Genomic DNA, 22,090 nt, shown 5'->3' with positions numbered 1-22,090 from the left:
TGCACCAGGTTTTCCGTACATGGATTCAATCGACGACTTTCCGAGAGAACACGTTGATGCTGTTCGTGGCTTTCGGGACAATCAACTCAATTATGAGGAGAGGCCAAAGTTTATCGAGCTTCTTACTACGCTGAACCTCGCCCAAGCGACGAGCAAGTATTCGGTCGACTTTACCCCAGAGGGAAAACGCATAGACGCGGTCCTGTACAAGCAGATTAGCGACTGGGCAAACGACTATTATACCGTTCAACCTCTGATGAATTACGTCGAAAAATTTATAGACGGCGGAGATAATCCCGACACATGTACCGAAGTTTTGAATTTTGGCTTGGCTTTCAGAGCCGCGAACGGGCGTGTTTATCTCAACATGCGGGGGCAGCGACTCGAAAATAAGATAATGATTGGGAGGAGGTAAGCTCTGCACCTTCCTGACCGACGGTCGGATCGAGATTGACAACAATGCCGTCGAGCGGACAATCAGGCCTATTGCCCTCAATCGGAAGAATGCTCTCTTCGCCGGGCACGATGCAGGAGCAGAGAATTGGGTGACCATCGCCTCGCTCATCGAGACGTGCAAGCTCAATGCCGTCGATCCACAAGCCTACCTGACCAGCACGCTCACTGCTATCGTAAACGGCCATAAGCAAAACCGGATTGTGGGTCTCCTGCCGTGGAATTCCCCTCTCAGGATGATACGTGCGTAAAGGCTCCTGTCGGCGCGAAGCGGACGTTAGCTGGCGTTGCTACCTGCGTCAGCCGCAGTCACCGGTTCTCGGTCAAAACCGTAGGCTCGCTGCACTACGGCAACACGAATTTCGTATCTTGAGTACCAATCTTGGCGACCTCGTCGTTGTGCTTCAACATGATCAACGACGGCTTTCCATGCGCGGATGCTCTGTTCATCCTTCCAGAATGATAGCAGTATTCCGAAACCATCTGCACTGCGAACGCTTTCAAAACCAAGGTAACCTCGTTGTTGACTTGCAAGTTCGCTCATTGCGTAGCCAATCTCGCCGTAACCGTCCTCCGCATCTGTTCGCTGCGAGGTGAAGCTGACCATGTAGTATGGTGGTTCAGGTAGAACAGAAACTCGCATTTGGACTCCTGCCTGGTCGATAACATGACCTAAGAATGCAGTCTGTCCCAATCTCGTATAGCGCGCTAGTCCGCAAATGGCGCGAAGCGCCGTCCCGTCATGGCGGCAACCATCGAAACTACCTAAAGCATCTTGGTCAAGGTGCGGCCGCGGCACCGCTTACAATGATCCTCAAAGCATCCTGCATGCAGCGGCGCGTGGCGGCCCGCTCCCTTTTCTCTTATCATTTCTGGGCGGCGCCATTTTCACGCCTTTCGGCGAGGAAATCCTGTTCAGGGGCGTCGTTGCGAATGCGCTCAACCGCTACGGTGCGTTTGCCGGCGTCGTACTAAGCTCAATTATATTCGGCATCGCGCACGGCGTGAGCGTGATCCTGCCCGTCGCGATCATGGTGGGTCTTCTATCTGCCATCCTCTTCCGGGCGACGGGATCGGTTTGGCCCAGCGTCGTTCTTCACTGCGTCTACAACGCGGCTAACAGCATCGCGTCGGCGTTTGGTTTCGCACCGATGCCGTAAATCGCCATAAACGCAGTCCGTCTGCTGAAACGTGTCGTGCGCCAAAGGGGTGAGACATGGCGAGGAAATCGTCGCGCCCGGAACAACCTGCGCCGGTTGTCATGAGACAGTCTTTACTGCTTCGGTGGATAGGGCTCGATGTCCGCGGACCAATAGTGTCTGGCGATGTTCTGACTGTTTCGGATGATGTGGTAGGCAATATCCGGATCGCCTCCTTCAAAAGTGTCCGGATCTGCACCGCACATCAGGCAATACATTCGCTGATGAACGACGCCTGCAAAATATTTCAGCACCGGCGTGGCGTCTTCCTGATCTATTGCTCGCATGTCTTCGGTAGCCTGTCTGACCGCCTCTTCCAAAGCCCGAGAGACCGCAGCAGCCAACGCCGTGTCCGCACGTTTGATGACGTCGACGGTTTTTGTTTCAGCCGGCGTAAGAACAGGACAGCTTTTTGTCACTACTAACTCCGTGCATTTTGATAGTTTTGGTTGTGCCGCCACTGCGCCTAATCTGGTGGAGGGGTGAGAAGCCACAGGTAGCTTTTTGCTCTTTCGGTAAACTCCCGGTCGGTGTCAGAGAGGGGCTCAAGCCTTGCATGGCGGGCGTCGATTGCCGCTTCGAGGCGATCTGCGATTTCCGGATCCGACGCACGGGCGTGATCGACCAGAGCGCGAACAACAGTTTGCAATGCGAAATTCTGTGCGGTGAGTGCCAACTGCTGTCGTTCACGCTTGTCTCTTTCGATATCCTCCCGCCGGTCTTTTTTCTCCCGAAGTGCTGCCGAACCGCCACGCTCCCTCTCCCAGTGACGGGCGACGCTGCGGCCCATATAGAGGATTTTCCATGCCGTTTCTGGATCTCCTCCCGTGTTGGTTCTCAAGTCGGCCCCGCACAGGCGCAGGAACAGGTGGCGGAGGACGGCGTCCGCGAAGTAGTCTTGTGGTGATCTGCCGACACCGAGCGACTGAAGTTCATGCCCTGCGGTCTCAACGGCGCGCTCAATGGCTTCATCGACAGCGGCCATCAGGGTCTTATCTGCCTCCTGGAATTGGTGGGGTTCTTTCTGCATGCTATCCTCTAATGCTGTACAGCCAGCCTCCCTGAGCAGGGGCTCATTTGCGAAGAATATCCTGCCACTCACGACGACGGGAATAATTGCGGTCCCTTCTCGTCAGGCGCTCTCGACCGCTTGCCTCACAAGACGTTCACCTACCCTCCGGCCCCGCCAAGTGAACCTATCTCGGAAACTATACCGTCGTGATAAATGGTTCCTGATGCACGACCATTCGCGCGTGATAGGGGACACGATCATAAAGATCGACGATGTCGTGGTTGATCAATCTTACGCATCCGGAAGAGACGCTCTTGCCGATAGACTGCCACTCGGGACTACCGTGTAGCCGATATAGAGTGTCTTGCCGGTTCTGGAAGATGTAGAGCGCCCGCGCGCCGAGCGGATTCATGATCCCGGGATCCATGCCGCCGTTCGCGACGGAATAGATTTCCAATTCCGGCTGACGAGCGATCATCTCTGCAGGAGGTTTCCATCGTGGCCACGGCTGGCGCCAGTGGACGATACCCTCGCCCTTCCAGGCAAACCCGTCTCGGCCTATGCCGACGCCGTACCGCATGGCCGTACCGCCCTCTTCAACGAGATATAAGAAGCGGTTGGGCGTATCGACAACCACCGTGCCAACCTTTTCTCCCGTCGGGTCAGCAACACGCTGGCGATAATACTTCGGGTCCATATCCTGGTAGGGGATGGCAGGCACGAAATGCCCTCCGTCCTCGAATGCCGCATAACGAGCTTGAAGCTCAGGATCGGATGCAATTGGCGGCGATGATTGAACTTGCTTCGCCAACGTCATCTGTTCCGCAGTTGGGTTGTTCGTCGCGCAGCCGGAAAGAGCGGCGGCGGCGGACATGGAGCCAAGAAGAAAGGTGCGGCGGGATATGTGATGGGTCACTAGCTGCATAGATAGTATTCACTGGTCTCTAACCGTCGTTGCCCGAATGGCAACATCTCGGGACCAGAAGAACAATTTCGTGCGAGTAATGTCTATCGTTTATCGAGTAATTGCGCGCATAACCGATTGTTATAAAGCGCATCCCAAATCATCAGCACTTTGGCTTATTCCTTCAATTTCTTTCAGACGCGGCATGACAAAGTCGGTAAAGGCGCGCACCACGGGACGCATGAACTTGTTCGACGGGTAGGCAAGGAACGCCTCAGTCGGCTTCACTGCGTAGGCGGGGAGTACGCGCACAAGCCTGCCTTCGGCGATCAGGTCTGTTACGAGACACCATTGCACCTGTCCGATCCCCCGGCCTGCCAGGAGCGTGTTGAGAAGAACGTGAGCATCATTCGTCCGGAAGACAGGTTTGACCGGAATTTCGATTGTCGGAGATCCGGATCGCATCAGCGGCAACATATTCTTGCCCGACAGGACGACGAAGGTCGAAATTATGCTGAGGTCTGACAACTGCTCCGGAGACCTCACCTCGCCGACGCGTTCCAGATAGCTGGGAGCGGCAACGAGAATACGTTGCATCCAGCCAAAGCGCCGGGCAATGACCTCCTGAGCCTCTATCCGGCCATAGCGTAGCGTGAGATCAAAATTCTCATAGATGAGATCGACGGTACGGTCGTCCAAGACAAGATCGACGGCAATTTTTGGATGCAGGTCCTGAAAATCCAGAAGGATGCCGTGGAGGTGCTTTGAACCGATACAGGATGGCGCATGAATGCGGAGATTGCCCTCGATTTCGCCTACGTTCAATCGGATACCCTCGAGGGCGGCATCGATGGATGCGATCGCGCCGCGGCTTGCTTCGTAAAGCTCCAGACCGTGTGTGGTCGGGCGGATATTCTGGGGCGATCGCTCGAGAAGCCGTGCATTCAGATGTCGCTCGAGATTGAGAAGATGTTTTGTAACAGCGGGCTGCGAGATGCCGAGATCTCGCGCCGCGCCGGTCATGGAGCCCTTCTCTACTGTTCTGATGAATGCCTTCAGGGCTGCGTTCAAATCCACTTATAACTCCTGGCTATCACATCGATAATGCCATAACTAAAATGCGAATGTGGCCACGCCGCGACTGATCGTGAGTTCAGAAGCCCGAATTTCGAGGCTCAAGGTCGGGGCCTTTAGGGATGAGCGGATTCTCCACTTCGAACTCAGTCGTGACGGCCACTGCAACGTTCCCGAACGGTTGTCCGAAGGACGTATAACTAACGCGCCGCGCGCTGATTTTTCTCGGTTGTGTGCTTAGCGCCGGAAAGGCGCATCCAAGCGGCGATCGGACTGCTCCCGGAGGATTTTTCCAAACTCGGACAATGTTGCCGCAATCTTCTCCTGCTCTGTGGGGTTTCGGCTGGTCATGGCGGCCGCGGGGCGCCGCTGTGTCTCGCTCGCGTCGTCAACGAACCGCCAGCGCTCATTCTCGAAAGGAGATCAACAGAATGCTGCAACGCCCTTCCATTAACGATCGTCGGCCCGCGGTAGCCATCCTCTCCATCGCCCTCGTTGGCTTCGCTCTATCAGCGTGTGTGTCGACGGAAGAACGGCAGTACAGGGACGCGAATACCTGCCATAGTTTTGGGGCACCCTACGGGTCCCGCGCTTATACGAACTGCATGTTGGAACAACAGGCGCGGCGCGACAACGCGCAACGGGAGTCGCTCGAGCGGACCCGATTGACGCAAGAGATTGCGAGAGACGCTCAGGTTATGGCCGATCGCGCGCGCTGGGACCGCTGCAGGCGGGACCCTGACCGGCGCGAGTGCAGGCGATAGGAACAGTCGGCCGCTGATACTTCCGTACGCCGGCTCCGCGTCGCGGCGGCAGACGCTGCGGCGCCCGACAACAAGGGGTTTCCCGTGAGATTGCTTATCCCGCGCCTTGTATGGCGCGAATCTTCATCCAAGCGCGAGGCGCGGCGTTCGTTGCAAACGAGGCTCGTCGCCCTGTCGGCGACGGCATTGGCCATAGCTCTCCTGCCGGAAATTAGCACGGCATCCGAAAACAAGGGAAACACAATGACCTATCCGCTCACCGAGCGCACCGAAACCGTCGAAACGCATTTCGGCACAACGGTTGCCGACCCTTATCGCTGGCTGGAAGGCGACATCCGCCGCGACGGGAAGGTTGAAGCCTGGATTACTAAGCAGAAAGATTTGACCGAAGACTACCTCGCCACGCTTCCCGGTCGCGATCTGTTCAAGCAGCGCCTCCAGGCGCTTTTCGACCACGAACGCCTTCCGATCCCACCTGAAAAGCGCGGCGACCGTTATTTCTTCGTGCGAAGCGCCGGTTTGGAGGCGCAACCCGTCCTGTATGTCCGCGAGAACGGAACGGATCGCGTTGTAGTCGACCCCAACATCTGGTCTGAGGACGGAGCAACCGCGCTTGCCGAATGGGCGGTCTCGCACAACGGCCGCTATCTCGCCTACGCCATCCAGGAAGGCGGCGCCGATTGGCGGACCATACGCGTAATGGATATCGACACCGGCAGGATTCTCGATGACGAGATCCGCTGGGCGCGCTTCATGAAGATCGGGTGGGCGCAGGATGATTCCGGCTTCTTTTACTCCCGCAATGCCGAGCCAGAAGAAGGTGCCGCCTTCGAAGCGCAGGTGCTCGAGCATACCGTCAACTTCCACCGACTTGAGACGCCGCAGTCGCAGGACCGCCTTATCTATGCTTCCGACACTGATCGGCCGCTCATCCACATGGCGTTGACGACAACGGACGGCCGCTATGTCGTGATCCATTCATCGCGGCTTGGAGGCGGCAACGGCATTACCGTCATTGATCTGGCGGAGGATGGATGGACGCCCGAAACACTGGTCTCCTCGCTCGATCATGCATGGACCTTGATCGGAAACGTCGGCGCGCGGTTGTTCTTCACCACGGAGGAAGGCGCCGAACGCGGCAAGGTCGTCGCGATCAACTTCGATGCGGAAAAGCCGGTTTTCCAGGACTTCCTCCCGCATCGGGAGGATGCTGTCATTCTCGGGAGCAACATCGTCGGCGATCGGCTCGTGGTTTCCTACATGGTGGATGCAAAGACGCAGGTCGAGCGCTTCAAGCTGGACGGCACGCGCGATGGTGTTGTTGAACTTCCCCGCACCGGCACGGCTGGCGCCTTCAGGGGGCGGCCTGGCGACAATGAGTCATTCTACGTCTTCAGCAGTCAGGATACGCCCACTACGATCTATCGCTACGACGTGGCGACCAACACGAGCACTGTCTGGGCGAAGCCCCGGATTGCGAGCGATCTCGATCAACTCGTCGTGGAGCAGCGCTTCTTTGCCTCGAAGGATGGTACGCGCATTCCGATGTTTGTCATGCGGCGCAAGGACGTGACAGGCCCGGCCCCCACCATGCTGTACGGCTATGGCGGCTTCGGAATTCCGCTCATCCCATATTTCTCTGCGGAAGCGCTAGCTTGGGTGGAGCAAGGCGGCATCTACGCCATGCCCAACATCCGCGGCGGTGGCGAATATGGCCGGGCGTGGCACGAAGCCGGGCGGCTAGCGAACAAGCAGAACAGCTTTGACGACTTCATCGCCGCTGCCGAATTCCTGAAGCGCGAGGGCATTACACCGCCCGACGGGCTGGCGATCCACGGCGGGTCGAACGGTGGCCTTCTGGTTGGAGCGGTGGTGAACCAGCGTCCGGATCTCTTTGCCGCGGCCTTACCCGACGTCGCCGTGCTGGACATGCTGCGCTTCCCCCTGTTCACGGGCGGAACGTTCTGGACGCAGGAATACGGTGACCCGGCGGTGCAAGCCGACTTCAAGAACCTTCTGTCCTATTCACCGCTCCACAACGTCCGGGACGGCACGGAGTATCCCGCCATCCTGACCACGACCGGCGACACGGACGATCGAGTTGTGCCAGCGCATTCGTTTAAGTATGTGGCCGCGCTCCAGGCAGCCGCCCTTGGAAATCGGCCTCGGCTCCTGCGCGTCGAAACGAGAGCGGGACACGGCGTGGGCAAGCCGACGGACAAGATCATCGAGCAGACAGCGGACATGTGGGCCTTCGCGGCACACTGGTCAGGCCTGCGCCTCCAAACCGGAAGGTAACCGGCATCGGCGGCCGTCCCGCCTTTGTCGGCAGCGAGTTCGTCGCTCGCTTGGTGTGCGCTTGGTGCTGATGGCGACAAGCGTGCACGTCCATTTTCACTGTGACGAGCATTCGGTCAGAGGAACCGCCCATGTGAACCAACATCGCGCTGATCCGGCAGGCCGCAGCCTTCCAAACCGCGCATGATGCGGATGCACTCGCCGCCTTGTTCAAGGAAGACGCCGTGTTCGAGGACGTGCCATTCGACGCGGTTCTGGGATCCAGCGCTCGAAACAGGACTTCATACCCTTCAGCAGATTGGTCGATAATGCGGGGGCAGACTCGAAATGATATAGTTGCAAGAGCAACGCATTGTCTAAGGGTCCGCTCGAGGCAAACATCGATCGTTCTTATGTGAGGCGCATCGAGCGCGGCATGGAAAACGTCACTGTTTCCGCCTTGGAATCACTTGCTGGGGTACTTGGGGTCAATGTCGCGGAACTTTTTGTTGAGGTAGACGGCGATGCTTCCCGTCGACCTCCATTGAGGTCCGGTAGAAAGCCTAAGGTTTGATCATTAGAGGTGAGCGCCTTGAGCAAAATCGAACCGCCGACGGCCTTATTTGGGACAGCAATCCAGCTAGATTTCTTAGTGAAAATTCCTGCTCTTCACCTTCAGCGTATCGATATGAAGATCAGGTACGAACATGTCGCGCGCGGCTATAACCGGCTTCGGCTTGTCCCGTGGATCAGGCCCTCCGCCTCTGGCGAACTCATCGCCGCGTCCTGGCGGCAGTTTGAACTCCTCATCGCGATCTGCAAGGCCGGTCAGATCGCCCGACAGGTCGAACAGCTGTTGAGCGACAAGATGCACGACCTCCCCTTCCCGCTGAATCCGGCCATTGATCGCCATCATCGATGAACCAAGAACGACCCGCCGGCGTTTTTCAAACAGTGTCGGCCAGACGACGAGGTTAGCCGGCCCGGTCTCGTCCTCGATGGTGATGAACATGACACCCTTGGCCGATCCAGGCTTTTGCCGCACCAGGACAAGGCCGGCGGTGTAGACCCATTGCCCGTCCCTCGAATTCATCGCCTCGGCACAGGTGATGATATTGCGCTCTGATAAATCCTTGCGCAGGAAGGCGATCGGATGCTGCCGCAATGTCAGCCCGGTATGGCTGTAGTCCTCAATGACGTTATGCCCGTCCGTCATCTGCCGAAGTGCCACCTCCGGCTCCTGCTGCTCGGCGATTGCAGCCATCTCCCGTTCGGCCGCGGCGGCAAACAGCGGCAGTGGTTCATCGCGCAGCGCCTTGATCGCCCAGAGCGCGTCGCGGCGTTCGAGCTTCAGCGACGGCAGAAAGGCATCGGCCTTGGCAAGCTGGACGAGCGCTTCCGATGGCACGCCGGATCGCCGCCACATGTCATCAACCGAGCCAAAGGCCGTGTTCATGCGTGCCGCGACGATGCGCGCGGCGTCAGCGATCGCCAATCCCTTCACCTGCCGGAAGCCGAGCCGCACAGCGTGGCGGCCAGAATTGCCGATCCGCTCCAGCGTGCAGTCCCAACGGGACCGGTTGATGCAGACCGGCCGCACTTCGACATCGTGGGCTCTCGCGTCGCCGACGATCTGCGCCGGCGCGTAAAAACCCATGGGCTGCGAATTGATCAGAGCAGCGCAGAAGGCTTCCGGATAATGGCATTTGATGTAGCTCGACGCATAGGCGATCAGCGCGAACGAGGCCGCATGGCTCTCCGGAAAACCATAGGAGCCAAAGCCTTCGAGCTGGGAGAAAGTCTTCTCGGCGAATTCCTGAGTGTAGCCGTTCCTCACCATGCCCGATACGAGTTTGTCCTTGAACCGCGAGACGCCGCCGGTGAACTTGAAGGTCGCCATTGACTTGCGGAGTTGGTCCGCCTCGCCGCCGGTAAAGCCGGCACAGACCATCGCCACCCGCATCGCCGACTCTTGAAACAGCGGCACGCCGAGCGTCTTGCCGAGCACCGCTTCCAGTTCTGGCGTCGGATATTCCACCGCCTCCTTGCCTTCGCGCCGACGTAGATAGGGATGCACCATGTCCCCCTGGATCGGACCGGGCCGGACGATCGCCACCTGCACCACAAGATCATAAAATGTCCGAGGCTTGAGCCGCGGCAGCATCGCCATCTGGGCGCGGCTTTCGATCTGGAACGTGCCGAGCGTATCGGCCTTGCGGATCATCGCATAGGTCGCAGGATCCTCCTGCTCGATGTCAGACAGGTCGAGATCGCGGCCCTTGTGCTCGCGGATCAGATCGAAGGCCTTGGCCATGCAGGTCAGCATCCCAAGCGCCAGGATGTCCACCTTCATGAATTTCAGGGCTTCGACGTCGTCCTTGTCCCATTCGATGATCTGACGGTCCTTCATCGTCGCCGGTTCGATCGGCACGAGATCGTCGAGCCGATCATAGGTGAGGACGAACCCGCCCGGATGCTGGCCGAGATGCCGTGGCGCGCCCATCAATTGCTGCGCAAGCTTCAAAGTCAGCACAAGACGCCGGTCGTCTGGATTGAGATTGAGCTCGCGGACATTGCGATCGCAGACCTCCTCCGACCAGGACCACATGCCGGACGACAGCGCCTTGATCACGTCCTCCGGAAGCCCAAGCGCCTTGCCGACATCGCGGATCGCGCCGCGCGCGCGGTAGCGGGTTACGGTGGCGCAGAGCGCTGCCTTTTCTCTGGTATAGGTTCGATAAATCCACTGGATCACCTCTTCGCGCCGCTCGTGCTCGAAATCCACATCGATATCCGGCGGCTCATCGCGCTCCTGGCTGACGAAGCGTTCGAACAGAAGATCGTTTGTCGAGGGATCGATACTGGTAATGCCGAGAATGTAGCAGACGGCGCTGTTGGCGGCAGAACCCCTCCCCTGGCAAAGAATGCCTTGAGACCGCGCATAACGCACGATCGAGAAGACAGTCAGAAAATACGGGGCGTATTTCATGGTGCGGATGAGATCGAGCTCGTGCCGCACGACCTTCAACACATCGGGCGGCAGACCTTCGGGATAGCGATCGGGCACGCATTGCCAGACATAATGCTCCAGCGATGCCTGGGCATCCTTGCCCGGTACGATTGCCTCCTCCGGATATTGGTAGGTAAGCTCCTCGAGCGAGAAAGTGCAGCGACGGACAATCTCCATAATTCGTGCCAAAGCCTCAGGATATCGCGGAAACAGACGCTCCATTTCTTCCGGCGGCTTCAGATAGCGGTCGGCGTGGCGCTCGCGCTCGAAGCCCACCTCGTCGATCGTGGTGCGGGTCCGGATGCAGGTGACGATGTCCTGCAACTGCCGACGGCCTGGCTCATGGAAGAGGACATCATTGGTGACGACCGTCCGCACCTTGAACCGCGCCGCAAGATTGGAAATCTCATGCAGCCGCAACTGATCGTTCTGCCGGCGCCGCAGACAAAGAGACACATAGGCGCGATCGCCAAACAGATCGGCCATCTTGCGCAGCTGGATCGCGCAGACGTCATCCGGCAGATCCGGCACCAGGATGCCGATCATGCCGTCGGCGTAGGCAATGACATCGTCCCAGTGCAGGATGCAGTTGTTCTTGCCGCCGCGCGACTTTCCGAGGGTAATGAGGCGGGTCAGCCGGGAATAGGCAGCCCGGTCGCTCGGGTAGACCAGCAACGACATGCCGTCTGCGAGATCGAGCCGGCAACCGACAACGAGGCGTAAGCCCGTGGCGCGCGATGCTTCAAGCGCCCTAACGATTCCGGCCAGCGAATTGCGGTCGACAACGCCAAGCGCCTCGATACCGAGAGCCTTGGCGGTCTCGAACAGTTCCTGCGCCGAGCTTGCGCCGCGCAGGAAGGAAAAATGGGTCGTGACCTGCAGCTCGGCATAACTCATGCAAAGATCCCGTGCATGAACCAGCGATGGCTTCCGGTTTCAGGATCGATTCCGTCACCGGAGCGAAACACCCACAGACGCTCGCCGGCCTCGTCTTCGATGACGAAATAATCTCGCACCGCCTCCATCTCGGCGTCGCGCCGCCACCACTCGCCAAAGATCCGTTCCGGACCGTCGGCCCGCTTGACCTTCCGGCGCTTGCCGCGCCAGGTGATCGAGACCGGCGGCCGGTCCGGCAGCAATGCGATGGCCTCGATCAGTTCGGGATGGGCCAGCAACCGAACCGGCCGGCGCCAATGGCTGACCCAGGTGACCTCGACCGGATCGGCAGCAGGACTGATCCGATGGACGGAGCGCTCGGGCACATCGGAGGCAACGGGTGCCACCCGATACACACGCTGGCCGCGGTTGCCGTAGATATCGATCAACGGTGTGACGTCCTTCACTTCCTCCTCGACCAGCGAGGAGAATTTCTGGCGCTCCTCCAGCGGCTCGGCCATCACCGCAACCAGGTTGAGCTTTTCGATCCCGAAGCCGGGTTCGATCTTTTCCGTCCGGTCGCGAAACAGCTTCGTCAGCCAGGCGACGTCGCGCACCGGCTTCACCGTGCCGGCGCGGATTGCCTGCCGCGTACCGTCAACCTTTTCGACGATCAGGTCGGCACGCCGAACACCAAGGCCGCGCCTTTGCAGCTCTTCGATCAGTTGCACCACCAGCCGGCCGACATATTTGTCAATCGTTTCGGCAGCACCGATCGGCTCGGCGAAGGCTCTGGAGACCTCGACGAGCTCGGCGGTGCGGATCGGATCGATCGGTTCGCAGGCGCGGCCGAACATCTGGTCGAGCCGCCGGCCGATCTCCGGGCCGAAACGGAGCGTCAGCGGCGCGCGTGGGGTATTGGCGAGTTCTCCGATTGTCTGGAATCCAAGCGTGCGCAGATCGCTGACGACTTTCCCAGGAAGGCGCAGCAACGATATCGGCAATTTTTCGACGGCACGGACGGTCTCACCTGAGGGCACGATGACCGTTTCGCGGCTGATGGCACGGGCACAGGCGTGGGCCGCACCCCAGGTGTCGGCGATGGCGACACGGGGCGTGAGTTTTTTTGCCAGGAACTGATTGGCGATCTTCGTCACCATGGAAAGCTCGCCGCCCTGCAGGTGGTCGGCACCCTCGGTATCCATGACGATCCCGTCGATCCCATCGACCGCGACGATCGGCGAATAGAGCGCTAGCGCCCAGAGCGTAATGCGTTCGAGTGCTGCGGCATCCTTTGCAGGATCCGCGTCGACCAGCATCAGGCCGCGGAACAACGCCTGTGCTTTGGCCGCCGGCATGCCGACATGCACGCCGGCCTTTCGAGCGGCCGCGTCGGCGGCCGACACCCAGCGTTTCGAGCCGCTCCTGGCGATCACGGCGATCGCCTGTTCAGGCGGAATAGAGGGATCGGCGCGACGAATGCGATCCGTCGGCAAATCCGGAAGATAGATCGAGACAACCCTTGTCATCGCACGCCCTCACGAGAAACTCAGCACATTCACCCGCTTTCACGCGCATCAACTCCAGCAACCATTGGGCCCTTCCGACACCCGGCACAGGCAATTCCTCCGACGGCATGACGCTCACCCGCCATCGGGTGATCGACGCCGTCGGCTGCCCGAAATCATTCGCCTCCGTCTGCCGACGCCAACGTCGGACGGCAAGCGCCATCGTGCCCGTGCGCTCGGCCGCCAGCTGCAGCCGGCGCGAGCTGACCATAGGCAGGCGAACGAGTTCACCGACGACGGCGCCGAGCCCGCCGAAGGACAGCCCCTCCTCCATATTTGCCAAAACGTCCTCCTCCCTGTCGGATTCGACAAAGATCACCCGGTCGGGATGGAGGCCGACCTGGGCGAGCGCCGGAAAGAAGAGATCGGGGCGCGTCAGGCACCAGACGATCGGGCCTTTGGTGCGTGCTGCGATGCCCGCCGCACACAGGGCTGCCGCTGCACCATCCACCGTGCCCGACCCGCCGCCGGCAAATTCGTGCAGGGCGCCATAGGCCAGACCACCTCCCGGCAGGACTGCGTCGATTTCCGATACGCCGAAGGACAGACAGCCAGCCTTTCTGGCTGACACGCCCTCCAGCGAGGCAATGCGCTCGCGCAAATCGGAAATCACCCGTTCACGGGCAGCAGTCATCGTTCACGGCTCCCTTCAAGGTCGTGTTGGCGGTCGACATCATGTCGATCAAAATGCGGATGTTCTCTATATGTTCCCGAACAGCGGTTGAGTCAAGCAACCGGAGGACGGGAATATTATCCTGAAGAGGGAGTTCAAAGTAGCTGAGAGAGCGTCTTATGTCTTCCTGCAGTTGCGTCGCCCCGCAGACCCTGGATCTATCTACCCCCTGCCCCTTCCTACATTCACCCCAAAGAAGGTCAGCGTCTCGGAGCCATCTATTTCCGCGGAGGCGTTCCCTCCGCCCTTTCTGTTTGGGGCCAAACGATTGCAAAGTCATAGGCGCTCCGACAGAAGACATCTTCGATCACGCGTGCGACACCGGCAACGGGTTTTCGGGCGCTCCCATCTTTGATGCAGAGTCGGAACGCGTTTCGGCGTGCATTTGGTCGCGGTGCGGTCGGTGGTCAGGCCTATCTGTTGCGGTCGCCAGATTGACGGCTTCAGCAACGATAGCCTTTAACGCCAACGCGATCCTGAGATCACAAAACGGCGTTTGAAGACGCTGCCTTGACAGGGACTTTTCACGGATTCACAAATATCTAATATTGAATAGTTGCTCGCACTCAAGTACAAGTAGTGTAGAGGGCGGCGAGATCCAAGGTTAGGACCGAGGGGCCAATCTCCTACCACATTGCGGATCTTTGCGAGGCTAATCATGAAAACCATGACCTTGGCATGCATATTCGTGCTCACGATTTTCCCGGTATCAAGCGGAGCCGAAGACCTCACGGAAGCGAGCTGGCGAGAGCTCACCGACGACACGTCAAGGGCCACTCTGTTCGAGGACGAGATCATTCCTGCCCGGCTCGCCGAGAACGAAAAACTCGAAACCGATCCGACGATCTCGCTGAATATCCCGAAGGAATTCTGGTTCCCGGACGATGCCAAGTTCGACAAAGTGCTGAATAAGCCTAGGGACAAGACCCTATTTGGCGTCGATATCAGCCATCACAACGGAAAGGTGAGCTTCAAGAACTTGCGGCTGCAGCATATCAGCTTTGTCTACATGAAGGCCACCCAGGGCGTGCGGTTCAAGGATGGGAAGTTCGGCACATATTGGAGCGACATCGCCGCTCTCGAGGAAACAAGCCGGCTCTATCGGGGCGCCTATCACTTCTTATCGGCCAACGGTAGCGCCGAGGATCAGGCCAACAGTTTTGTGGACTACATCACGCTCCATGGGGGACTGAAACCCGGCGATCTGCCTCCCTGTCTCGATCTCGAATGGGATCGAACATCGACCAATCCCGATCAATGGCGCGGCCAAGACCCGGACGCCATCCTGACCAAGACGCTCAAGTGGCTCAAGATCGTTGAAGATCGGACCGGTCGCAAGCCGATCCTCTACACTGCCCGCAGTTGGTGGCGCGAACGGATAAAGGACGAGAAAGCGCTCGCCCGCTTTGATGGCTATCACGTCTGGATTGCCGATTATTCGACTTCGCACAAAGCCGCTGAAAAGCCCGCGATCATCAATGGCAAGGAGCAAAAGCTGTGGCAGTTCACAGACAACGCGCTCATGGCGACCGGATACAATCGCGGGATAGACGGAAACATCTACTACGGCACGACTGATACCTTTGAGGCGGATTTTGGGATCTCGCAATGATGAAGAGGTAAGTTTCTAACTGGGGAGGTGAGCGATGAACGAGGCCGTCATTGACACCGCAAAAGCTGGCTCGTGGTGTTTGCTTTTCGCACTGGTCTTCTCGGGCTCGCTGTCTTTCGCGACCTCCTCCTTCGCGTGCGAGAACGGCCCTGACTTGACGAACGACGATATGTGCAAGTTCGTTGTGCATTATGTCGATGAGGGCAAAATCCCGGTAGATGAGAACATCGCGTCGCGCATTGTTCCCGAAAGCGGCACTGCCCTCCCGGTGCGCAGCTACGCCCTGATCGTCGACGTAAACACGTATCCCAATTTCTTGAACAAAGACGATCGGTATCTCGCACCTGCCAAGAATGATCTTGCGAATCTGGTGACCTTCTTCAAGGAGCAGAAGTTCGAAGAGATCATCGTGTTGGAGAATGACAATGCCACGCGCGGCAACATAGAATACTTCCTTCGGGACTACCTGAAGGGTATTTCTCGGGCCCGCGATAAACGGAGCCGGATCGTTTTCGCGTTTTCTGGACATGGTTCCCCCGGAGCCACACCTTCCGACCCAGGAGCGATAGTGCTTTCACAGGCACGCCATGGAACCGACGCCGCCCAAATAATGCAGCTCAACGAGCTCGCCCCATTGCTGGCAAACGTCGCAAAAGAGAGCTACCACTTCCTCGCCCTGATCGGCTCCTGCTATTCCGGCGGCATTTTTCCCAACGTAGACGGTACCTTCGGAACCAATAACGTTTTCCCCCGGGCTCGCGGTGCTCATGCGGTTTCCAGCACCACTGCTGACGACCTGGCCTATGGACTCGGCGAGAAACATGGAAGCCTGTTCTTTGACAGCTTCATCGATGGGATAAACACCGGGTGGGCCGACCCGATCTATGCCGGTCTGGTTTCCTTCGAAGACGGGAGACGCCAGATCGTCGGCGGCGGCATCGCGCGCCTGGGTCCGATCACTGCGTACATTTCAGGTAGGCTAGATCAATCCATCAATCCGCGCACAGGCAAGTCCTTCCCGCAGATACGTTCGGGCAACCTCTACAGCGGCAGCGATGGCGCCTTCTTTTTCCTCGTCCCGAAAGCCCGCGGCGTTAAGCTCGACTCCGGCGATATACCAGTCGCGGGCGACGCACCCATTGAGGTCAGTCTCGCGACCCAGAGTACCGGCAGCGCTCTCCAGGACCATCCGGACATCAAAGTTTTCAGCGCGCCCGACGCCTACGAGATCATCGGCATCGATATTAGCCACCATAGTGGGCAACTGAACTGGGAGAAAATCAAAGCGGCCAATGTCGACTTCGCATTCACGAAAGCCACCGAAGGGGCTACGTTTGTCGACAAACGGTTCAAGGAAAACTGGAACGGCGCACGTGATATGAAAATCGCTCGCGGCGCGTACCACGTCGTGAACTTCTGCAAGGACGCAGAATCTCAGTTCAAGAACATCGCAACCGTCGTGCCAGCTGAGACAGATGCGATGCCTGTAGTCATCGATCTGGAATGGTTCGAGGACGGCCCCGCGGCCAGAAGTCAAAAATCCTGCAGAGACATCAAAAGCACAAGAGAAATGCTTCATCAGCTGCTCGAAAGAGTCGCCCTGCACTACAAGAAACCCCCGATGATATTTGCGCACGAACAGGGAGTAAGGGAACTCCTGGGCAATGAATTCAACGACTATGCGCTTTGGCTCCAGGATTGGACGAAGGACGGTACCCCAGAAGCATATGGGCCGCAGCTGTCCGGCACCAATCCATGGACGTTTTGGCAATACGCGGGGAATACGGAATTCGCAGGCATCAACAACACCGATGTGAATGCCTTCTTTGGCAGCAAAGAGCAGTTTCAACGGTTCGTCGATGGCAGCCCAAACCTCGCATTGCGCGCTGCCTCGGAGAAGCAACCCCGTTGATGCCTTCGCTGATCGGAGGTGGTAGAGAGACCGAACATGTACTCAAGAACGAGCATTGGTTTTCTCTTCCTCCTTTTATCGGCAACTATATCTTGGTCCGCCGAGCTCAGACTCGGCTGGGAGGTAGTCCAGCCCTTCCGCTTCTTTCGCTTTCATTCTGACGCACACATCCATGAATGGGCGTTCGCCGATGCGGTAAACGCGTCAGGCGGCTCAACCGAGGACATCGTGTCCAAGATGGAGTCACGGCTAAACAGCACCGCCTGGTGGACTGGTCTATCCGAGATCGCCGGGATGACGAGACTTGAGAGATTTCGGCAGTTGCGACGAGAAGAGCTCAATGAGTTGAAGCGACCCTACATCGAGTTCGATCCACGATTGGGATGGGCTTCGATGTTGCGAAACGAAGCGCGCGGGTCCCCCGCCGGAGGCACATGCTGGGACCCTGACCGAAAGACCTATAAGGGATGCGTCAGTGATATCGGGCAAATTGGGGAAGTTAACAACGACGACTATGTCATGCCGAAGCGGCACACGGTGCAGCTTCGGATCGAGGAAAAGACCACCAACGGTTGGCGGCCCTATGCGGGTGCCTGTCGCTACGCCATAAGGAAGACTGCGGAGGCGGGGTACGGCTTTGTACCGAGTCCCCTTTACCGGGGACCGGAAAGCTGGGCGATCTCGAGTCCCAATTGCGAAGTCCCCCTTTTCCTTAGGACCCGCTTCGGAACATCCTATCCCATCGAAGTGACGTTCCCTGCGGCACCCGAACAGGCGTTGACCGAAGAAATCTCCGTTACCGACCTGCTAGTCGTTGGGATCGGCGATTCCTTCGCGTCTGGTGAGGGAAATCCCGAGTTGCCAGCGGTCCTTGATAAGAGACGCGGAACCTCCCCTTACGTCCGTCTTTCCGGCACGAGCGACAATGTTCCCGACGGACAATCGATCATCCCAACACGAGAGCGGAACAGCGATTACATCACGAGCAATTCCCGAGCCCAGTGGCTTGACGATCAATGCCACCGTTCGATTTACTCAGCACAGGCTAGGGCAGCTATTGCGCTTTCGCTTGAAGGCCAGCGGCATCACGCGATTACGTTCGTATCCTACGCGTGCTCCGGAGCGGAAATCACGGACGGTATCTTCTGGCCGCAAGACCATCGGGAGTGCACGGACAATTCTCCGGCCCGCGAGCGCCTCCACCAACCTCAAATTAGCGGGGTCATAGAAGCGCTCAGCGCCAGCGCCGCGCGATATTCACAATTTTCCCTCGGCCTCGAAAGTGAGGACCTGTACTACAAACGCTATATTAAGAGGATGGAAGTTCTGGGCGCGACCGCGGGATTGCCGGCGCTTCGAAAGACCAACTATACCTGTGCCAGTTGGCCAGGGCGCTCGGAAATCCGCCGCAATGCGGTCCTTCGCACAGCCGGGCTTAACCGTCCGATCGATCTCATGCTGGTGAGTATCGGCGGTAACGACATCGGGTTCGGCCCCCTGGTCTCGAAAGCTGTGATCAATTCCGGTGTGGCATCGGCAAGCCTACCCATCATCACCGAACGCGCCATTCGCAAGTACCAGCAGGAAGCTGGCGCCATTACCTTGGACGAAGCGAACGCGCGAATGGACTTTCTGGACAGACGTTTCCTGATGTTGAACACTGCGATCATAAAGAAGTTCGAAATGAGCACTCCGTCGCGCGTCGTGATCACAGCCTACCCAAGACTGACCAAGACCCAAAACGGGTTCTGCGGCCCTGGCAATCGCGGAATGAACGTCTCGACATTCTTTGCAACCGTCGAGGGCGAAGGGCCCAACAGGGTGACGCCCAAATCTGCTGACGGGATTGTCGCGGCGCTCAACGGCAAGATCCGGTCAATCGCGGAACGCTATGGGTGGTCGTATGTCGAGGAACACGTTTCAAAATTTGTCGGCCACAGCTTTTGCGACTCTTACTCAGGTGTCACGAGCACCAACCGTTTCATCGAAAGCATGGACATCCCGCATCGTGGCCGAGCAGCGCCCAACTCACCCTGGCTCGCATTCGAACCCACAAAGGATTTCTACCCCTACGAAAGCAGGAAGAGATGGGTTCGGACGTTTAACGACGCCTATCTGTTATCGTTCTACTTCAAGGGATCGACCGCTGGCGCTCCAGCTGTGGATGACGACATCGGCATATACCAGGCGCAACGCGCGCTGGGTGGTCCCATGCATCCAAGTGCCGAAGGGCACGCCCATATGGCCGACGCGATCGTTGAGCGGGCACGCAAGCTGCTGTTCATCAGCGGCCTTGCAGCGCCTTTAAGTGAATAGGGATCGCGCTGCGAGCCCCACAGCACGGCACCCCGCGTGGAAAGGATTTTGGTTGGGAGGATGATTGAATGTCACAAGAGCATAAATCACTGTCACCGAAAATCGTCGAGGTGTCCTCAAAGCGCGCGGGTGGAGTCCGACAAAAGATGACACAATGCAACGAGAGAGATTGCCTCGCGAGTTCGTTAGAGATTTGATCAAAAGCTACCCAGAGGTCTAGGTCGCGCGAGATGAATTCGCTGCAATTATCGACTCGTATGGAGGCTGGATATCCAACTTCCCTGCATATTCTCTCAAGGGTTTGAACCACGTCTTCGCCTTTGTAGCTGAAGCGAGCGTCGACTGCCGGCGAGAAGCGCGAAAAAGTGTCGACTACCGTCAGCACCCTGATCTTGCGACCGGTGGCCAACTGGTCATGAACGAAGTCCATCGCCCAGACATGGTTGGAATGGGTCGGTTCCGTGCGATCGGCGCGAAGCTTCGCCTTGACCCGTCGCTTCGGAACCTTGTTGCGGAGCTAGAGGTCCATCTCCTTGTAAAGCCGATAGATTCGCTTCGGATTGACGGGCCACCCGTCGCGCTTGAGCAGGACATGAACGCGACGATAACCGTAACGCACTGGCGTCTGGCAGATGTCCCTGATCTTCAGCTTCAACTCGGCCTGCTCGCCGCGCCTGGACTTGTAGACATACAGCGACCGATCGATCTTCAAAACGGAACATGCACGCCGGATCGAGACCTTCCAGTCCACCTTGACCGTGTCGACAAGCTTGCGCTTGCGAGCAGGCCTCAGAGCTTTTTTGACAGCACGTCCTGAAGCATGGCCTTGTCCAGTGACAGGTCGGCGACAATCCGCTTCAGCTTGGCATTCTCCTCTTCGAGCTGCCGCAGCCGCTTCATCTCCGACGGCATCAGCCCAGCGTATTTTTTGCGCCAGTTGTAAAACGTCGCGTCCGAAATTCCCGCCTTGCGGCAGACTTCGCCGATCGGCGTTCCATCTTCCGCTTGCTTCAGCACGAATGCGATCTGCGCTTCCGAAAACTTCGAGGCCTTCATCGAATTCTCCTCTTCTTCCCATCAGGGATCATAAGTGGAAAATTCCAGTTCCAAATGGCCTAAATTATTGGGGGCACCTCAAGGTTAGTATAGTCGCCACTTTACTCGCTAATGACTACGATACTCTCTAACTGAATGGTGCTATATCTTCAAACGACCATAGCTAGGAATTTGCGAAACACCGGGAGGCCAAAAAGATGCATAGACGATCGATCCTGCGGGCAATTGCGTTGCTCCCTTGGACTACTCAGTTCGGTTTCGCACAAGACGTTGTAGAAGATGAAGATCTGGATCTGATTGAAGTTCCCAAAGTCCTACAGCGCGCCGACTTCGGTCTAGCCTGGCAGCGGATCGACGACGGTATCGTGGTGTCGGATTTTGTCTCGCCGAAGATTCCAGCAAAATACTTGAACGAGCTTTGCACGACGCCGATCGGGAGCGCCGATGAAATTGACGCTATTATAACGCAAAAAACTGGTATCAATTTCATCGCTTGGTTTAATTCGACTGTATCTGGGACAAAATATTGGGAGACAAAGAACATAAGCCACGCTGATGCGCCGGCAAACTTCAAAAAATTCTGGGACTTATTTCCGACGCACCGGGGGTCTTTGAGCTTGTTGGACTTTCTTACCTACATGTCAGTTTTTATCAATGAAGTGGATGGGAACCTGACTTTTAGGTCGGAAAAAATCAACTCAGTAAAACACAAGACACAGCCTGGAATAACTTATTTATTTGACCGGTTAATCGTCGACTCGCCTGAATTCGGAAAGTGGAGCAAGAAATCATATAACGAAGCACCGAATAGGACATGTTTTCAGTTGTTCAATGATGCGTCGTTCAGACGGCAATTTTCGGAACTTAAATATGCAGCTCAGCTTAGCGGAACACAGGACCGCGTCTGGGACGGTAAGCTTTATCCACGGGCTACATATCCAGTATCAACCTCTCCCGAAGAGACTGGCATCATTTTGGAGTGCGACTTCTACAAATTCAGAGGTAGGGGACTTATACAAACAACGTGGAGAGCAAATTACCACCCTCTGGCTGAATACATTCAGCACTACAATGGAGTTTCTCCGACGATACGTGACCTCAAAAAACGCTGGGATGGGATATCAGCCGATCGAGCCCTAACAATCAGCAGCAATGTGGAGTGGGATACTGCCTTCAAGGATCCCGCGTGCGAGGTCTTAACTTACGGGGTCTGGAGACACCGCGAAGACAATGGATATTGGCTGAGCACAGATCCTGATACGATAAACGGCACCAAAGCCGGCTCACTCCTGTTCTTTGGTAACAATCTCGGGGGGGCAGGCTATGGGCATCGCCTGCGCGCCAGGGTTTTCACGATGGCGAATCTATTGCTTAGGTGAAGTAA

Annotated in this window: 16 protein-coding genes and 2 pseudogenes; 9 read left to right on the top strand and 9 right to left on the bottom strand. The window is 57.6% G+C overall.

Going from position 1 to position 22,090, the window contains the following annotated elements; all coding sequences use genetic code 11:
* The first annotated feature begins 19 nt into the window (after positions 1 to 19).
* The gene (locus GR198_RS29410) at positions 20 to 415 is read left to right on the top strand and encodes a hypothetical protein (protein ID WP_113544436.1); all 396 of its coding nucleotides are present in this window, start codon (positions 20 to 22) and stop codon (positions 413 to 415) included.
* Position 416: 1 nt separating this feature from the next.
* Positions 417 to 704: pseudogene (locus tag GR198_RS29405) on the top strand (transposase domain-containing protein); the annotation flags it as partial.
* Positions 705 to 730: 26 nt separating this feature from the next.
* Here the strand turns inward: GR198_RS29405 and GR198_RS29400 are convergent.
* Entirely contained in the window at positions 731 to 1,096 is a 366-nt protein-coding gene (locus tag GR198_RS29400; RefSeq protein ID WP_113544435.1) for an antibiotic biosynthesis monooxygenase family protein, read from the bottom strand.
* A 76-nt stretch (positions 1,097 to 1,172) separates the two neighbouring features.
* Here GR198_RS29400 and GR198_RS29395 point away from each other — a divergent pair, with 76 nt between their 5' ends.
* Positions 1,173 to 1,613, top strand: a complete 441-nt coding sequence (locus GR198_RS29395) for a CPBP family intramembrane glutamic endopeptidase (protein ID WP_246711134.1) — start codon at positions 1,173 to 1,175, stop codon at positions 1,611 to 1,613.
* Positions 1,614 to 1,726: 113 nt separating this feature from the next.
* Here the strand turns inward: GR198_RS29395 and GR198_RS36000 are convergent, their stop codons facing one another.
* The 4 genes from GR198_RS36000 to GR198_RS29375 all read right to left on the bottom strand — a co-directional run bounded on the left by GR198_RS36000 (position 1,727) and on the right by GR198_RS29375 (position 4,645).
* Positions 1,727 to 2,071: a hypothetical protein gene (locus tag GR198_RS36000; protein WP_113544434.1), complete on the bottom strand. Its 345-nt coding sequence runs from the start codon at positions 2,069 to 2,071 to the stop codon at positions 1,727 to 1,729.
* 47 nt (positions 2,072 to 2,118) lie between these two features.
* Positions 2,119 to 2,682, bottom strand: coding sequence for a hypothetical protein (locus GR198_RS29385; protein WP_245514722.1), 564 nt, complete (start codon positions 2,680 to 2,682; stop codon positions 2,119 to 2,121).
* Positions 2,683 to 2,860: 178 nt separating this feature from the next.
* Positions 2,861 to 3,589 carry a L,D-transpeptidase family protein gene (locus GR198_RS29380; protein WP_113544432.1) on the bottom strand — a complete coding sequence of 243 codons (729 nt, stop codon included), beginning with the start codon at positions 3,587 to 3,589 and terminating at the stop codon, positions 2,861 to 2,863.
* Between the two features lie 120 nt (positions 3,590 to 3,709).
* Positions 3,710 to 4,645 carry a LysR family transcriptional regulator gene (locus GR198_RS29375; protein ID WP_014989617.1) on the bottom strand — a complete coding sequence of 312 codons (936 nt, stop codon included), beginning with the start codon at positions 4,643 to 4,645 and terminating at the stop codon, positions 3,710 to 3,712.
* An 845-nt stretch (positions 4,646 to 5,490) separates the two neighbouring features.
* On the opposite strand from GR198_RS29375, the gene GR198_RS29370 reads away from it, so the two are divergent.
* Together GR198_RS29370 and GR198_RS29365 are read left to right on the top strand one after the other, a co-directional pair.
* A complete protein-coding gene (locus GR198_RS29370; RefSeq protein WP_312876565.1) occupies positions 5,491 to 7,704 on the top strand; it encodes a prolyl oligopeptidase family serine peptidase in 2,214 nt (737 codons plus the stop codon).
* A gap of 352 nt (positions 7,705 to 8,056) precedes the next feature.
* Positions 8,057 to 8,257 (top strand): helix-turn-helix domain-containing protein, encoded by a 201-nt coding sequence (locus tag GR198_RS29365; protein ID WP_017957066.1) that lies wholly within the window; start codon positions 8,057 to 8,059, stop codon positions 8,255 to 8,257.
* Positions 8,258 to 8,332: 75 nt separating this feature from the next.
* Here the strand turns inward: GR198_RS29365 and GR198_RS29360 are convergent, their stop codons facing one another.
* From GR198_RS29360 to GR198_RS29350, 3 genes are read right to left on the bottom strand one after another with little or no spacing between them, the layout of a single operon-like run.
* The gene (locus tag GR198_RS29360) at positions 8,333 to 11,590 is read right to left on the bottom strand and encodes an error-prone DNA polymerase (RefSeq protein WP_164070051.1); all 3,258 of its coding nucleotides are present in this window, start codon (positions 11,588 to 11,590) and stop codon (positions 8,333 to 8,335) included.
* Entirely contained in the window at positions 11,587 to 13,098 is a 1,512-nt protein-coding gene (locus tag GR198_RS29355) for a Y-family DNA polymerase (protein ID WP_164070050.1), read from the bottom strand. The genes GR198_RS29360 and GR198_RS29355 overlap by 4 nt, the downstream gene beginning before the upstream one ends.
* Positions 13,019 to 13,771: an ImuA family protein gene (locus GR198_RS29350; RefSeq protein WP_164070049.1), complete on the bottom strand. Its 753-nt coding sequence runs from the start codon at positions 13,769 to 13,771 to the stop codon at positions 13,019 to 13,021. Before GR198_RS29350 ends, GR198_RS29355 begins: the two co-directional genes overlap by 80 nt.
* Positions 13,772 to 14,468: 697 nt before the next feature.
* On the opposite strand from GR198_RS29350, the gene GR198_RS29345 reads away from it, so the two are divergent.
* From GR198_RS29345 to GR198_RS29335, 3 genes are read left to right on the top strand one after another with little or no spacing between them, the layout of a single operon-like run.
* Complete coding sequence (locus tag GR198_RS29345) at positions 14,469 to 15,422, top strand: glycoside hydrolase family 25 protein (RefSeq protein WP_164070047.1); 954 nt, start codon at positions 14,469 to 14,471, stop codon at positions 15,420 to 15,422.
* Positions 15,423 to 15,456: 34 nt separating this feature from the next.
* Positions 15,457 to 17,334, top strand: coding sequence for a GH25 family lysozyme (locus GR198_RS29340; protein WP_164070045.1), 1,878 nt, complete (start codon positions 15,457 to 15,459; stop codon positions 17,332 to 17,334).
* Between the two features lie 36 nt (positions 17,335 to 17,370).
* Positions 17,371 to 19,650 carry a hypothetical protein gene (locus GR198_RS29335; RefSeq protein ID WP_164070044.1) on the top strand — a complete coding sequence of 760 codons (2,280 nt, stop codon included), beginning with the start codon at positions 17,371 to 17,373 and terminating at the stop codon, positions 19,648 to 19,650.
* A 172-nt stretch (positions 19,651 to 19,822) separates the two neighbouring features.
* Here GR198_RS29335 and GR198_RS35995 read toward each other — a convergent pair.
* Positions 19,823 to 20,706, bottom strand: a pseudogene (locus tag GR198_RS35995) (IS3 family transposase); the annotation flags it as partial.
* Positions 20,707 to 20,903: 197 nt separating this feature from the next.
* Here GR198_RS35995 and GR198_RS29325 point away from each other — a divergent pair.
* Positions 20,904 to 22,085, top strand: a complete 1,182-nt coding sequence (locus GR198_RS29325) for a hypothetical protein (RefSeq protein ID WP_164070042.1) — start codon at positions 20,904 to 20,906, stop codon at positions 22,083 to 22,085.
* Positions 22,086 to 22,090 lie beyond the last annotated feature (5 nt).

This window comes from Rhizobium leguminosarum, assembly GCF_010668065.1.
GTDB lineage: Bacteria > Pseudomonadota > Alphaproteobacteria > Rhizobiales > Rhizobiaceae > Rhizobium > Rhizobium leguminosarum_S.
The sequence above is the reverse complement of the archived record's forward strand: the minus strand, read 5'-3'. Positions and strand labels throughout refer to the sequence as shown.

Excerpts from the sequence above, each read along its gene's own strand:
- GR198_RS29410 (WP_113544436.1), top strand. The coding sequence starts at position 20 with ATGGATTCAATCGACGACTTTCCGAGAGAACACGTTGATGCTGTTCGT.
- GR198_RS29400 (WP_113544435.1), bottom strand. The coding sequence starts at position 1,096 with ATGCGAGTTTCTGTTCTACCTGAACCACCATACTACATGGTCAGCTTC.
- GR198_RS29395 (WP_246711134.1), top strand. The coding sequence starts at position 1,173 with ATGGCGCGAAGCGCCGTCCCGTCATGGCGGCAACCATCGAAACTACCT.
- GR198_RS29385 (WP_245514722.1), bottom strand. The coding sequence starts at position 2,682 with ATGCAGAAAGAACCCCACCAATTCCAGGAGGCAGATAAGACCCTGATG.
- GR198_RS29380 (WP_113544432.1), bottom strand. The coding sequence starts at position 3,589 with ATGCAGCTAGTGACCCATCACATATCCCGCCGCACCTTTCTTCTTGGC.
- GR198_RS29360 (WP_164070051.1), bottom strand. The coding sequence starts at position 11,590 with ATGAGTTATGCCGAGCTGCAGGTCACGACCCATTTTTCCTTCCTGCGC.
- GR198_RS29355 (WP_164070050.1), bottom strand. The coding sequence starts at position 13,098 with ATGACAAGGGTTGTCTCGATCTATCTTCCGGATTTGCCGACGGATCGC.
- GR198_RS29350 (WP_164070049.1), bottom strand. The coding sequence starts at position 13,771 with ATGACTGCTGCCCGTGAACGGGTGATTTCCGATTTGCGCGAGCGCATT.
- GR198_RS29345 (WP_164070047.1), top strand. The coding sequence starts at position 14,469 with ATGAAAACCATGACCTTGGCATGCATATTCGTGCTCACGATTTTCCCG.
- GR198_RS29340 (WP_164070045.1), top strand. The coding sequence starts at position 15,457 with ATGAACGAGGCCGTCATTGACACCGCAAAAGCTGGCTCGTGGTGTTTG.
- GR198_RS29335 (WP_164070044.1), top strand. The coding sequence starts at position 17,371 with ATGTACTCAAGAACGAGCATTGGTTTTCTCTTCCTCCTTTTATCGGCA.
- GR198_RS29325 (WP_164070042.1), top strand. The coding sequence starts at position 20,904 with ATGCATAGACGATCGATCCTGCGGGCAATTGCGTTGCTCCCTTGGACT.